At 45.9% G+C, this 14,789-nt stretch carries 9 protein-coding genes; all 9 read right to left on the bottom strand.

What is annotated here, in order from left to right:
• Positions 1 to 16: 16 nt before the first annotated feature.
• On the bottom strand, positions 17 to 1,666 hold the full coding sequence (locus tag AAC033_RS05435) for a cellulase family glycosylhydrolase (RefSeq protein ID WP_339736220.1): 1,650 nt from the start codon (positions 1,664 to 1,666) through the stop codon (positions 17 to 19).
• A gap of 38 nt (positions 1,667 to 1,704) precedes the next feature.
• Positions 1,705 to 3,114, bottom strand: a complete 1,410-nt coding sequence (locus AAC033_RS05430; RefSeq protein ID WP_339736218.1) for a glycoside hydrolase family 30 beta sandwich domain-containing protein — start codon at positions 3,112 to 3,114, stop codon at positions 1,705 to 1,707.
• Positions 3,115 to 3,200: 86 nt separating this feature from the next.
• Positions 3,201 to 4,622, bottom strand: coding sequence for a sulfatase (locus AAC033_RS05425; protein WP_339736216.1), 1,422 nt, complete (start codon positions 4,620 to 4,622; stop codon positions 3,201 to 3,203).
• Between the two features lie 493 nt (positions 4,623 to 5,115).
• Entirely contained in the window at positions 5,116 to 6,252 is a 1,137-nt protein-coding gene (locus AAC033_RS05420) for a glycoside hydrolase family 130 protein (RefSeq protein WP_339736214.1), read from the bottom strand.
• A 157-nt stretch (positions 6,253 to 6,409) separates the two neighbouring features.
• Positions 6,410 to 7,888, bottom strand: a complete 1,479-nt coding sequence (locus AAC033_RS05415) for a RagB/SusD family nutrient uptake outer membrane protein (RefSeq protein ID WP_339736212.1) — start codon at positions 7,886 to 7,888, stop codon at positions 6,410 to 6,412.
• 28 nt (positions 7,889 to 7,916) lie between these two features.
• Positions 7,917 to 11,303, bottom strand: coding sequence for a TonB-dependent receptor (locus AAC033_RS05410; RefSeq protein WP_339736210.1), 3,387 nt, complete (start codon positions 11,301 to 11,303; stop codon positions 7,917 to 7,919).
• A gap of 104 nt (positions 11,304 to 11,407) precedes the next feature.
• Positions 11,408 to 12,379 (bottom strand): FecR domain-containing protein, encoded by a 972-nt coding sequence (locus AAC033_RS05405; RefSeq protein WP_339736208.1) that lies wholly within the window; start codon positions 12,377 to 12,379, stop codon positions 11,408 to 11,410.
• A gap of 76 nt (positions 12,380 to 12,455) precedes the next feature.
• Positions 12,456 to 13,049 (bottom strand): sigma-70 family RNA polymerase sigma factor, encoded by a 594-nt coding sequence (locus AAC033_RS05400; RefSeq protein WP_339736206.1) that lies wholly within the window; start codon positions 13,047 to 13,049, stop codon positions 12,456 to 12,458.
• Between the two features lie 99 nt (positions 13,050 to 13,148).
• The coding region (locus tag AAC033_RS05395) for a DEAD/DEAH box helicase (RefSeq protein WP_339736204.1) at positions 13,149 to 14,789 on the bottom strand (1,641 nt) is incomplete at its 5' end.

Genomic DNA, 14,789 nt, shown 5'->3' with positions numbered 1-14,789 from the left:
AACTCGAACGCCTATTTTAATGAACGTCCAGCCAGTCAACCAGCACTTCGCCCTGATTCACCTGCAGTTTTATTTGGTTGTTTCCTTGGACGAAATTTTGCTTGCCAAGACTTTCAATGGTCCATTGGTCTCCTTCCAACTCCAGTTCCAGCTTTTCACCATTCAGCATCAGCTCCAGTTGGGCATTTCCAGACAAGACTTGCGCTCTTAAGCTGAACTGATAAGCGGCAGCCTGCAAGCTCTCCACCTGGTACGAGGTCCACTCACCGGCTTTTAGCTGAATCGCCTGCTCCGACGTCCGGGTTTCCTCAACATTGGCTGTTACCACCACAGGAACAGGCTCTTGGGTACGGTAGTTTTCCGATTGGGCTTTGTTGTCATACACGAAGTACGATTCGTCCATTCCGTCGTGCCCATAGTTCTCCGCTTCAATTCGCAAGGGAACCCGTCGGAGTATGGCATTGACCACATCGGGATGGTACACACAATTCTCCAGTTTGATATTTTCCTCCAACTCAGCAAAAATCCGGATCGCTTCCTCGCGTGAAGGTTGGGCCTCGCCACGCGAGTATGCCCTGACCAAATCCCAGCCTCCCGGAGGTAAAATCGAATAGGGCGTATTCTGCGTGTCCATCTTTTTCCAGGGCCAGAACGACCAGCCAATGTTGTTCTTCTCAAAGTACTGCGAGGTGGCAAAGTAAATGGCATTGCCTTTCTCTCCGGTTTCGCCCACCCACACCGGAACATTCAGCTCGTCGCGCTGTTCCAAAAAATGCTCAATACTGTTCAAATGGTCGGGACGGTTCCAGCAATAGTAGTGAAACTGGTAAAAGGCATTGTCATCCAGCGGCTCGTCAAACAGCGACCAGTTGTTCGACCAATTGTACCCTTCGATGGTAAACATGTGTTTCTGATCCACTTCTCGAATGGCCTGAATCAAACGCTTGTAGAGCGGCACCAACTGGTCTTTGTATTTTTCGGCTGCACCGGTATTTTCAGGCAGCGGTTCGTTCAGCAAATCATAGGCTGCCACAATCGGTTCATCTTTATAGCGCCGGGCAATCCGCACCCACAGCTCAACCAGCAAATCCTGGTTTTTCGGATCAGTAAACAACTCGGGGATATCGTTGGGGCTATCGTCGATATTCTGCCCGGTTTGCCCACCCGGTGCGCCGTGCATATCAATAATGACATATAACTGGTATTTCTTGCACCACGCTATCAACTGGTCAAGCAATAAAAATCCTTCATCGATAAATTCATTGTTCTCTCCCTCGGTAACAAACAAACGCGAATTCAAAGCCGGACGCACGGAGTTGAACCCCAGCTCAGCGATTCGTGCAATATCGGCTTCTGTGATATAGTTGCCACGAAATGCCTGCCAAAAGGCGGCGGCTTCCTGCTCCCCGATCATGTCTGAAATCAATTTTTCAATCCGCCGCGGGCGATCGCCATCTTTTCCAAAGCGCCACATGTAACCCTCCGGAAGCATCCAATTCCCCAGACCTACGCCGCGCAGGTATACTGCTTCGCCATCCTCATTGACGATATCCTGCCCGTCGGTTTTCAAAAATTGCTGCGCTGACGCGGAAACCACCAGCAACAAAAAAGCTGCAATGAATACGAATTGTTTTAGAAACATAGTGTTGTGCTGATTCTTGGTCATCTTGTTTAAAATTAATCGATTATCATTCAAAAGGCAATCTACCAGACATAGGTTGCCACATCGCCGGCATTTAACTTGACATTCACTGTATTTTCGCCATCCTTGATAGCGAATTCCTGTTGGTTTGCTGATTCATTCATCACAATCAACACGATTTTTCCCTCCGTAGTTTCGAATGCGACATTGGGCAGCCCTTCTAAATCATTGCTACCCACACGTACCGATCCCGGCCTAACAAACTTCGAGGCATGTGCAATGATATAATAAGCCACATTCCGGATCACTTCATCACCAATGGTCAGCGCTCCCAAACAACGGGTACAGCCCCCTTCAGTATGTGGATCCTGGTTCGGATCGGCAGCCAGATTCCACTCCAAAACGGTTTTACACCAGTTGCGGCTGGCTCCGATAATCAGATTTTTGATGTGCCACGGCAAGTTATCCTCGAATTTGCCCGGGGCGCCCACCCACTGCTCGGTGAAGTATAAATTCTTATCCGGATACGCGTCGTGCACCTGAGTCAAAGCTTCAATTTCGCCACCATACAAGTGGAAAGCCGATCCATCAACGTATTGCGCGGCTTCGGGATCATCCAAAATTTCCAGCGGATAGTCAATTCGGTCGGCATTGTGATCGTAAATTACAATCTTGGTATCAATCTGATTGGTTTGAAAAGCCGGCCCCAAATGATTCTTAATGAATTCAGCCTGGTCTTTAGCCAGCATCAACAAACTCGGATTATTACCCGGATGCAGGGGTTCGTTCTGCACGGTAATCGCGTCGATGGGGATTCCTTCAGCTTCCATCGCCTGAAGATATTTCACAAAATAGTTGGCATAGCTATCGTAAAACTCGGGTAGCAAGCTTCCACCGATGGAATGCTGGTTGTCCTTCATCCAAACGGGCGGCGACCAAGGCGATCCCATGATTTTGATGGCTGGGTTGATGGCTAGTATCTCCTTGAGCACCGGAATCACGTGGACGGTATCCGGGCCCAAACTAAAATTGGTCAAGTTCGGATCAGTTTTGCCCGAAGGCAAATCGTTGTATGAGAATACGTGGTCGTCCAAATCTGACGCTCCAATGCTGACGCGCAAATAACTAATCCCAATATTGCTTCCGGTCGTCGAAAACAACTCGTCCAGCAAGGCTGCGCGGGTTATATCGTCCAAGCGGTGAATATGAAACGCGCTTCCGCCCGTAAGTGAAAAACCAAAACCATCCATGGTTTGATAACGAAGATCTGAACTTACTTCAATAACTTTTTCGGTATCGGCCCCGGACTGGCCAAACACAACGGGTTCGGCTTGCTGCTGAAATTTGACTTGCCCGTCGTGGCTCGACAACCAACATTCAGCCGCCGGATTTTGCCCGGTTTCAGCACAATTAACACAAAGAAAAATAACGCATAACAGAAGAGAATAAAAGCGAACATCGCGTTGATTCATGGTCGTTGAATTTAGGTTTTACACACACGGCAATCGAAAAAAGTGCCGCTGCAATATACAAATTTTATCAGGCAATTTTTCTGATCCTACTGGTCAACCCGACCTGGCTGGCGGCGATTCTTACCCGGCGAATTGGTCAAATCATCGCCAAGATCCTCCCGGGCTTCATCAGCCAACGATTGCAGCTCTGCTACTTTTTCCGGGTAAAATTCCATCACATTGTATCGTTCTCCCGGATCGCGACGAAGATCGTACAAGCCGCTTTCAATCAACACATTTTCAGGAGTTTGACCGGGTTGACCATCCTGCCCGATGGTATTATTCTCGTATGTCCGGCCATGATGCTCGAACACCAGTTTCCAATTTTCACTGCGCACCGCCTCCAAGTTGTTGCGGCGATAGTAATAAAGGAAGCTGCTACGTCCTTGAGCGTCTAAATTTCCTTTGATCAGTTCCACCAAATTCACACCATCAATCTTTTTTTCAGGCATCGGGCTTTGTGCCAAAGAGGCCAGAGTAGGTAAAATGTCAATCCCGGCAGTAAGCGAATTGCAGACTGCTCCTTCGGGCGTAACCCCTTTCCATTTCATCACACAGGGCACGCGCTGTCCACCTTCAAAAGTAGTTCCCTTCCCCTCGCGCAAGCCACCCGAACTGCCGGCATGGTTGCCATAGGTCATCCAGGGGCCGTTGTCGGAAATAACAATGACCAGGGTATTTTCAGCTAGGTTTAGTTGTTCCAGTGTTTGATTGATCTGTCCGACACTCCAGTCGATTTCCATCATCACATCCCCGTACAAACCTTGTTCTGACTTGCCTTTAAACGCATCGGATACAAAAAGCGGAACATGCGGCATGGGATGAGCCAGGTAGACAAAAAAGGGATTTTGCTGATTCTTTTGGATAAATTCCAGGGTTCGTTTGGTAAAGTTCTTGGTGAAGTACGATTGATCGGGATTTTCCTCAATCACCTCATTTCCTTCAAATAAAGGCAGTGGCGGATAATAGTTTTTATTCACCGGATGATTCGGCCACATATCGTTGGAATATGGGATGCCATAAAATTCATCAAACCCGTGTTGCAAGGGCAGAAACTGTTTATGATGTCCCAAATGCCATTTACCAAAAACAGCCGTAGCATAACCTTTCGCTTTCAGCAATTCGGCAATGGTCTGCTCCTCCGGATTAATCCCGATCTGTGCCCGGTGATTGAGCGCTCCGGCAAAGCCAATCCGGTTGGGATAGCACCCGGTGAGCAGTCCAGCCCGGGAGGCACTGCAAACAGCTTGAGCCGAATAAAAATGCGAAAAGACAATTCCTTCGCCAGCCATTTTATCGATATTTGGGGTGGAAAAGCCAGTCGCTCCGTTCAGCGAAACATCGCCATAGCCCATATCATCCATATTGATCAGAACAATATTGGTTAGACGATCGGATTCGGTCCTTTCGGTGGTGGTGCATGCTGCCAGTCCGGCTAAGGCGATACAGGTTGTGAGAATTGGTTTCATAGGTTTAATTTTTTTAGGTTCAACAGACTAATCTTGCGAGGGATTCTCCTGGCACCAGCCCATTTTATCTCCTCCAAATTAGTTTTGGATTCATTGGCTGAATATAATCAAAACATTTGAAGCCCATAGCCGAAATTCCGCAAAAACAACCATTGACCTCCACAGCCCAATATTCACTTCCGGCCGGGCGAGGAAACGAAAGAAGCTATCGCCAAAGCGGGCTTTGGTCCCCACCAAACGCAAAAAAGCCCCGAGAGCACGTGGTTCTCGGGGCTACTTATTTGCTGTGGTTTTCCGCATCCAGCTCAATTAAAATGCAAACACAAGCATCATCTTGTTTTATTGCAATCCGTTCACTGGGAGCGTCTCAAATCTTACGGCATAAACAGAAGTTAGTGGGTTGAAAAATGCTCCATCCCACCGCTTTTTCATGTTTAATAAAAGCTAAACAGAAACATCTTAATCGCTGACAAGAGCAGTTAACTGATGTTTCTTAATCAAGTTTTGCATCTGATTCCGCCACTGCAATTTTCGAATCGGCAGTACCGTAGTACAATAACCATTTGTTTTTGAAAAAAGCCAAACCTTCCACAAAACAAACGTTGTTAACCTGACCGGTGATTTCAAAAGGCTGGTCGGGGGTGATAAACCAGTCATCCATCCGCTGCAAAACTACCGTCGGATCATTTTTGTCCATCAAAATCTGACCGGCAGCATACGTTCCGGGAGCCAGGTTTTTGTCTCCAAACGTCGGGCTGTTTTTACTGTTGTAAATAAAAAGAATGCCTTCTTCAGTGATCACAGCAGGTGGTCCCGGCTCAACAAGTTCGCTGTCAAATTCTCCTTCGCGTGTTGAAAACACAATTTGAAAGGCTGTATCGTAGTGGCGCATGGTATCCAACTGCATTTTTTGCGGATCGGTTTCCAACAAAGGCGACCAATCGATTAAATTATCGGAAGTTGCCATATAAATGTTTGATTCGCCCCAATACATCCAATATTTACCATTGATTTTGGTGGCAACCATGCGCCCACTTTCCTGACGGCTTACCACCGAACCGGCTTTTGACCACATGTCAACAAATTGGTCTCCTGCCTTTTGAAACACGGAGCCATGTTTCGTCCATTGCCTTAAATCGGTTGAACTTGCAACAAAAAGCCGTGCTTTGTCGCCGTCATAAGCGGTGTAAGTCATGTAATACGTACCGTTTTCATCTTCAACCAGCCGTGGGTCTTCACAGCCACCCTCCCACTCGTATTTGAAGAACTCATCATGGTCGGGGTACAAAACAGGTTCCGCTTCTTTTTCAAAATGATAACCATCAAGACTGTAAGCCAGACCGATCCGTGAGGTTCCATTATATTTCCCAATCGTATCTTCAGCCCGGTAGAGCAAAAACAAGGTATCGCCCTTTACGGCGCTGGCCGGGTTGAAAACATCCTTTTCCTCCCATCGGACTTCCGCCTCGCGCACCGGGCAGTAAAACTGGATGGTATCTGAAGGGGTTAAACAAGGATTTACTTCCAGGTTCTTCGTAAAAGGTATCAGAAAAGTGTTTGTCTGCGCTGGTTTTTGAGCATTGCACTGAGCCAGCAAAAAAAGGACGGCTAATAAAAATAGGATTCTCATGTTTTTCGTTTTTGTAATGAATAAAATTTGTAGGCTAAAGCCCCGGCTTCATAGTGCGATCACTAAGCCAGGCTTAGTGAAGCCCGTTGCCCGCTTGGGCTTTAGCCCATAATCTGGAACTTTAACCGGACACTACTGAGTTCAAAATGAATCAAGATCAATAGCCTGCGTTCTGAGTAATACTCCCGCCTGATTTATCAATCTCACCTTGTGGAATAGGATACAAATAGTTGTGGTCTTGAAACCCACGAGAACCAAGCACATCTTTTGCGATTCTCCAACGCCTCAAATCATTGTAGCGGTGTGACTCAAAACCTAATTCCACCCGCCGTTCGTGGATCAACCAGTCTTTAATCACGTTGGCATCAGTTTCATTGACGTCCCGGTCTGGCAAAGTGCCTGCCGGCGCTGTGCCTCCGGTAGCAGTAACCGAATTACGTGCCCTTTGCCTGATGGTGTTGATCATCCCAACAGCTTCGGCGGGTTTACCGGTTTCCAGAAGTGCTTCCGCTTTCCAAAGCAAAACATCGGCCCAACGGATAAAAATCCGGTTGCTCGGCGAATCGTCGTTGCCTTTGTTTGTTCCATCCAGGGTACCCAAAAGTTTGTTCACGTTTTTTGCGTCAATATCAACCGTGTAAAACAGGCGCGGGTCATTGATCTCAAAGGCCTCGACAAAGTTTGCTTCGGGCGCAACAAAGCCCCACCCAATCAATGCACACAAGCCATTTCCTTTTTGGGGTGTTTGAGAAGATTGGTGGTCATAAGCAAAAATCACTTCATCTTCTGCAAATTCCTTGGCCACACGAAAACTGTCAAAGTAGTTGGCATTTAGCTGATAAAATCCCAAGGTTTCCAATTCACCGACCAAGTTGATCACTTCCTGCCAATTTTCATTAAACAGTGCCACTTTAGCTTGCATGGCAATGACAGCACCTTTGGAGGCACGCCATTTTTCAGCTTCAACCGAATATTTGCTATTTGGCAGCAGGTCTTTCGCATTAGCCAAGTCGCTGCTGATTTGCGTCCAGACTTCTACCTCATCAACCCTGACCGCCACTTCGTATGCTTCTTCAAAAGAAGTCAGGGGAGTCAGCAGCAAAGGCACATCACCATAGATAGTTACCAAATCAAAATAATAGAAGGCGCGCAAAAAATAGGATTCACCCAACAGGCGGTCTTTCAGGGATGCCTCCATGTTTAGCTTGCCCATCATTTCGACATCGGTCAAATAGCTGATTGCCGTGTTGGCCCGTGAGATCCCTTCATAGTCGTAACTCCAGGTTCCGTTAAAACCACCGTTGGATGCAACAAAACTGAAGTTATTGAATTGGTCCATCCAAGCCTGGTCGCCATCGGGGTTCCATTTTTTCTGCATATCGTCTGAAGCAATATCATGTAAAATGAAGTCATTCCGGGTCACGGTGCCATCATCCCATCCCCACTCGCCGATGATGTTTAACGTACTTGACAGTAGTTGGTATGATGAACTGACGGAATAATTTACGCTAGTTGTTGTTGGCTCCAGGTTCACCTGCTCCGGTGTCAGCAATCCAATGGGGTCTTCAGTCAAATAACCTTCGCAACTCACCAGAAACAGTAGTGCTATTAGGAATATGTTATATTTTAATTTCATATCTGTTTGTTTTTTTTTTATGGTTTGATTAAAAGCTTAGATTAACACCGCCAATGAATGAACGCGACTGCGGATAAGTGCCCATGTCCATCAGGTCAGTTGATTCCGGGTCCAGTCCGCTGTAATCGGTGATTGTAAATACATTTTGAGCCGACACATACAACCTGATGTTCTTCAAGCCAAATCTGCGAATGTTCGACCATGAATAGCCCAACTCCACATTCTTCAGGCGCAGAAATGAAGCATCTTCAATATAAATACTGGAAATTTTGCTACTTCCATTATCGGTGAAACTAACGCGCGGCCGGCTGTTGGTTGATCCTTCGCCGTCCCAACTATCCAATATTCCGGTGGTGTAGTTAAACGGACGTGTATCGTAGTCAACAATCTTTTTCGAATCGTTGTAACGGTCCACCTGCCCTATTCCCTGAAAGAGGAAAGACAGGTCAAATCGTTTGTATGATCCGGATAGGTTCAGCCCATATAAAATCCCCGGATTGGGATCGCCAATAAAACCACGGTCATTGTCGTCGATCTTGCCATCAGCATTTAAATCTTTGAAACGGATGTCGCCCGGAACCACTGTTGGGTTGGCGGTCTCAAAAAGATGTTCGTCAATTTCGGCACTATTCTGGTAGATTCCTTCAAACACATATCCGTAATAGGCGTTCAGTGGTTGTCCAACTTCCGTCCGGGTAACCTGGCCAATCATGCTGGGCAGGTTCGGGTGCAATTTTTCCACCTTGTTTTTAACGGTTGAAAAGTTGGCATTGATGCTATACTTAAACGCCCTTTCACTATTTCGCAAAGTTATGCCAAACTCAAGCCCATTATTGCTGACCTCGCCGGCATTCACAATGGTTGGCTGCACATCGCCAACGATTTTTGGCAACGAAATGGGCAGCAAAATATCGGTGGTGTTTTTTTGGAAATAATCAACCGACAGGTACAATTTGTTTTTAAAAAAGCCCGCATCGATACCATAATTGTACTGCATGGTAGTTTCCCATTTCAGATCGGAATTCCCGTATCTGGAAATCAAATATTTGTCACCGTCTTTTTTGATAAGTGTCAGATAGGCGTAATTGTCAATCTCCTGGTTGCCAAGTTGTCCAACGCTTGCCCGGAGTTTCAGATCGGAAAGCCAGTCATATTGCGCCATGAAGTTTTCTTCAGAAAGTTTCCATCCTGCAGAAACTGAAGGGAAGTAGCCCCACTGGTTGTCTTCAGCAAAACGCGAAGAAGCATCAGCACGGAAATTTGCCGTGAGCATATACTTTGAATCATACACATAGGTTGCCGAGGCGAAAAATGACAACAATGCCCATTCTGAGCCGGAGCCGCCATTCCATAAATCCTGTTCGGTGCTACCAAAATCGATGTAAGTGAATTTCTCTGTGTCGTATTCATAACGCCTTCTGGACGCATTGATACTTGAGGCATAATTGGTGATAAACTCGCTTCCAACTAAAGCGTTGACGGCATGTTTTCCGATGGTTTTATTCAGGTTCAGCGTATTGTTCCACGATACCGTCAGCGCTTCACCGCGGTCTTCATTCAATCCATTCGGACGGTTTTGACGGCCCGTGCCTTTATCAATTTCGCTGCCGCCACCATCATCATCACCAAAGTTTCGGTAAAATGCCTTGTTGTGAGTGAAATTCAAATCAATACCAACGCTGGTCCTGAATTTGAGCGACTTGTCTTTTAAAAAATACACTTCACCATAAAGATTGCCAAAGGTCTTGAAATTGGACCGTTTATCATCGGCAAAATAAGCCAACGCGACTGGATTTTGGGTCCACTCGTATTTGTCGCTTTCCCATCCTCCATTGTCCCGGTTATTGTGAAGGTAAAACGGCAAATCGGTAAACGGGTCATTTTCCGAATAGGTGGGGTCACTTGGGTCTTTATAAACAGAAAGGACCGGCGGGCGCAGCAAAGCATGGCGTATAATTCCCGGCGCATCGCCTTTCGAAGATAATTTATCCTGGGCTGCATAAGAAAGTTGCAAGTTGGTCCCGATTTTAATCCGGTCAGTCAAATCAGCATTGATATTGGTCCTGAAGTTATACCGTTGGTATTTGTCATTGTCAAAAACAACAATCCCGTCCTGGTCGTAATAACCTGCGGAAATCAGGTATTGCAATTTTTCGTTCCCACCGCTGGCTGTCAACTGGATATTTTGGGAATAGCCCGGCTCAAACACTTCGTCCAACCAATCAGTGTTGGCAAAATCTGCCCTTCCTTTGTCGGCAGTATAAGGATTTGTTCCGCCGTAACCGGCATTGTTCCATGCTTTTTCAACAACATTCATGTATTGCTCCGTGTTTAGCAAGTTGGGTAGGTTCACCGCATTTTGAACACCGCGGAAGTAATTGACATCAAACACAGATCTCCCTTTCACACCACTTTTTGTCGTGATGATGATGACCCCGGCAGAGGCACGCGATCCGTAAATTGCGGCGGCTGAAGCATCTTTCAGTACAGTCATCGACTGAATATCAGCCGGGTTTAAAAAGCTTAGTTCGCGGGTGGGCACACCATCAACGATGTACAGCGGGTTGTTGTTTCCAATTGTTCCTTCACCCCGGATGCGGATATTGATTTCATCTCCCGGGGCACCGGTACTTTGGCTTACCTGCACCCCTGCCACCTGCCCCTGCAAGGCCTGTGACAGATCAGCGACGCGGCGCTTTGACATATCGTCAACATTCACTGGCGATACCGCGCCAGTCAGGGTTGATTTTTTCTGAACAGAATAGCCAACAACAATCACTTCATCAACGCCAACCATTTCTTCTTCCAGCAACACGTTTATGACTGTTTGTCCGGCAACAGAGACTTCCTGTGCCCTCATCCCTACAAACGAAAACACCAAGGTTCCGTCTCCGGGAACATTGTTCAACGAATAATTTCCGTCCTGGTCAGTTATTGTTCCCTGCACAGTGCCCTTCACAGCAACCGTTACCCCGGGAAGTGACTCTCCGGAAGCATCGGTCACCTGTCCCTCAATCGTAACCTTTTGTTGTTGGGCATTCAAGCGGTCCGTTTTGCCATAAAGCATGATTAACCGGTCCGATACCTGGTAGGTGATTCCTGAACCTTCAAACAAGGCCTTCAACGTATTGTCAATACTTTGGTTCTGCAAGGAAAGAGCCACTTTTCGATCCAAATCAATGAATTCCGAACTGTAGGCAAATCGATACTTGCTTTGGTTCTCAATGGCTTGCATCACTTCCCGAACCGCTACATTTTGCAAGTCGAGGTTGAGCTTCGTATTTTGACCAAATGAACTTGCAGTTACCTGCAGGAGCCCGGCCAGAAGAAAGAGAAACGTTAGCCGCATAATTCTTCCCGTTTGAGATTTAACAAAAGGAGACAAGAATCCCCAGATTCCTAATTTTTTTTTCATAATTTTGAACTGAATTAAAAGGTTTATAAAATTGTCATCTACCAATGACAGGTTTGACCTCAGGAAAGTGTTCCCGCACTTTCCTGTTTTTTTTCAAAAATTGCTTAGCGATTCATATACTTCAATTTAATGACATTTCCTTCCTGTTGTGCCTTGACTGGTGAAATCCGCTCAATTAAATGAATTACTTCAGCAAGCGACTCATCTTCAATACTAAACGTATAGGGAAGATCCTTTATCAAAGGATCAACGTCAAATTTCTGATTATACCTCCGCTCAAGTTTAACCACCAGTTGATCCAGCGGTAACTCGAAGATATTTAACAGGCCATCTCTCCACGAAGTGTATTGCACTGGATTAACTTTCAACGTATGGATGGTGTTTGTCTTTTTATTGAAAACGGCTAACTCTTCAGGTTTCAGGCTGGTTATCAACTCATCCGAAGCCGACTGGATTTCCACACTTCCCTCCTCCAGCACCACATTCATCTCATTCAGATCGTCGTAATTGGAAATGCCAAACTGCGTGCCCGTCACCTTCACCTTAATAGCTCCCAAATCGACAATAAATGGATTCTTCCGGTTCTTAGCCACATGAAAATAAGCTTCGCCCTGAACCTGGATCGCCCGATTTTGAATCCCGTACTGGTTATTGTAAGTTAATTTGGTATCGGAGTTTACCCAGATTTTGCTTCCATCAGGCATAGTCACCGTTGACATTTGGCCCAGCTTCGTATGAATCTGGGTGAGTTGAAGTTCAGTATTGAAATAGATATTGTACACAAATACAGAACCTGACAAAACAATCATCAACAAGACAATTGCCGCGTAGCGGTGCCAGTTTAGCAAAAGCGCTGAACGCTCCATTTGCTGCTTTTCTTTTAATCGCTCACGAAGGCGAACTTGTCCCAAGTCGGATATTCGTCCTTCTCTGCGCAATTTCGTTTCTTTCCACCACCAGGCTTTTTCCGAATCAAAAACCCGTCTGTGATCTTCGTCCCGAAGCCAATCGAGCAAGGCTGCCTGTTCTTTTTCCGGAAGTTTTCCTTCTAAATATAGTTGTATTTTTTCTTTCATCCTGAATACCCTTTCATCATCAATACACCGGGAATCAAAAATCCCTACCCCCTTGGGTGGAATATATTTACCCAATTTACCTGAAGAGCATCAAAATGAGTAGTGAAAGTTCGGGGAACCGGGCTATCAAATCCTGCCGCAGATGAATCCTGGCCTTGGCCAGATTTTTCTCGACGGCTTTCAGCGATATCCCTAATTCGTCGGCCACTTCCTGCTGCCTCCGTCCTTCGATTTTACATTTGATCAGGATTTGATTCTGCCGTTCCGGGAGCTGGTCGATAGCATTTTTCAGGGCTTCGAACAATTGCTCTTCCAGGGTACTTTCTTCTTTTCCCGAAAAGTCAATTTGATACAAATGCTGCAGCTCACTCCACGAGTATTCATCGAGCGAGAAAGATTCTGCCAGGAGTTTTTGATCACGAATATGATTTAAACATTGATTGCGGATCATGGTAAACAGCAGGCTTTCCACCGATCGATCGGGTTTGATCAGCGCTCTTTTTTCCCACAACCGCACGTAGGCATTTTGAACCAGGTCTTCAACCAGCACGTGATCTTTGATGAAGATCTTGCAGTAGTTCTTTAAACGATCCGCTGTCAGCGAGTACAACACATCGTAACTGGATGCATCCCCATTTTTAAGGTCTCTATTTAAAGATTGGTCAATCATGGTGTCGCGAACTGACGTGCAATTTAGAAAAAAAAAAGGCACAAGTCTTCAATCGAACGTTTTGGATGTGATCGAGAAAAGCAGATCCGCCACAAAAGCCTATGAAAACAACTCGCTAATATCGTTCTGATTCAGTTTTTTCAGAATACTCTCATCGGTTTGAATAATGTCGCCGGCAATTTTCTTCTTTTTATTTTGAAGCGTCAGAATCTTTTCTTCCACCGTATTTTTGCAGATCATGCGATAAGCAAATACCTTTTTTTCTTGTCCAATCCGGTGACAACGGTCAATGGCCTGGTTTTCTACCGCGGGATTCCACCAAGGGTCAACCAGGTACACATAGTCGGCGGCGGTTAAATTCAGCCCCGTTCCACCAGCTTTCAAACTAATGAGGAATACCCGCAGGCTTTCGTTCTCCTGAAAACGATTGACCGATTGCTCGCGCTGCTTACTGCTGCTTTGCCCGTCGAGGTATTCGTATTCAATGTTCAGCTTGGCCAGTTCGTCCTGGATCAATCCCAACATTTTTACAAACTGCGAAAACACAAGGATTTTATGTCTGCCCGTTTTATTGGTAATATGTCGCACAAGCTCTTTGATTTTTACCGACTGGTTCTCAACCACTTCATCGGAATTAAGAAGTACGGGAGAATCACAAATCTGGCGCAAACGCGTCAGCGCTTCCAGCACCATCATTTTTGATTTCTCCATTCCATCTTCCTCAATTTTACTGAGCAAGCGGTTGCGGTATTCGTTGCGGTAGGCATCATAAACACGGCGCTGTCCCGTCTCCATTTCGCAATAAAGAATGTCCTCCGTTTTATCGGGAAGCTCTGATGCGACATTTTCTTTGGTACGACGCAAAATAAAGGGATTGATTATCTTATTTAGTTCGCCGGCCATCACCTCATTCCCGTCTTTATCGATTGGCGCTGAATAGTCTTCTTTGAATTTCTGCACACTGCCCAGAAAACCACGATTGACAAAATTCATTTGCGCGAATAAATCGAAGGTGCTGTTTTCGATGGGTGTTCCCGTAAGTGCTATCTTGTTTTGGGCATTGATCAAGCAAGCCGCTTTGTAGCGATGCGATGCCGGATTTTTTATGGCCTGCGATTCGTCGAGCACGGCGTAATTGAATCGAAATTCACTTAAAATTTGAATGTCGCGTACCAAGATTCCGTAGGTTGTAAAAACCAGGTCGAAGTTTGCAAACTCCGAGGTATTCTTTGCCCTGTCGGATCCATAGTAATAGAGCGCTTTTAATTTGGGAGCGAATTTCTTCAACTCATTTTCCCAATTGAATAGCAAGGTGGTTGGCACCACAACCAGGTTGACTCCTCTCTTACTATTTGACTGATGCTGCAAAAATGCCAAAATCTGCAAGGTTTTACCCAAGCCCATGTCGTCGGCCAAAATACCTCCCCACTGCACTTCGTCTAAAAAGTTGAGCCAGTTCAACCCTTCCTTTTGATAGTGCCGCAAACTGGCTTTTATCTGTTTGGGAACCCTTGTCTCGTTGATATTTTTGAAGTTTTTTAAGCGCTTCCGCTTCTCCGCAATTTCCTCCAAAACACGGGTATCGTCTAGTTTGTCAAACAGTTCGTCGATCACCGAAAACCGCAGTTTGGAAATCTCCAGTTTGTCCTTTCTAATTTCGCCATGCCGGAAATATTTTTCCAGCTTATGAAACCATTCCGAGGGCAAAACCCCCACCGAACCATCTTTTAACTGGATGTA

Source organism: uncultured Sunxiuqinia sp. (assembly GCF_963974515.1).
Classification (GTDB): Bacteria; Bacteroidota; Bacteroidia; order Bacteroidales; family Prolixibacteraceae; genus Sunxiuqinia.
This window is presented reverse-complemented; position numbering and strand designations above follow the sequence as displayed.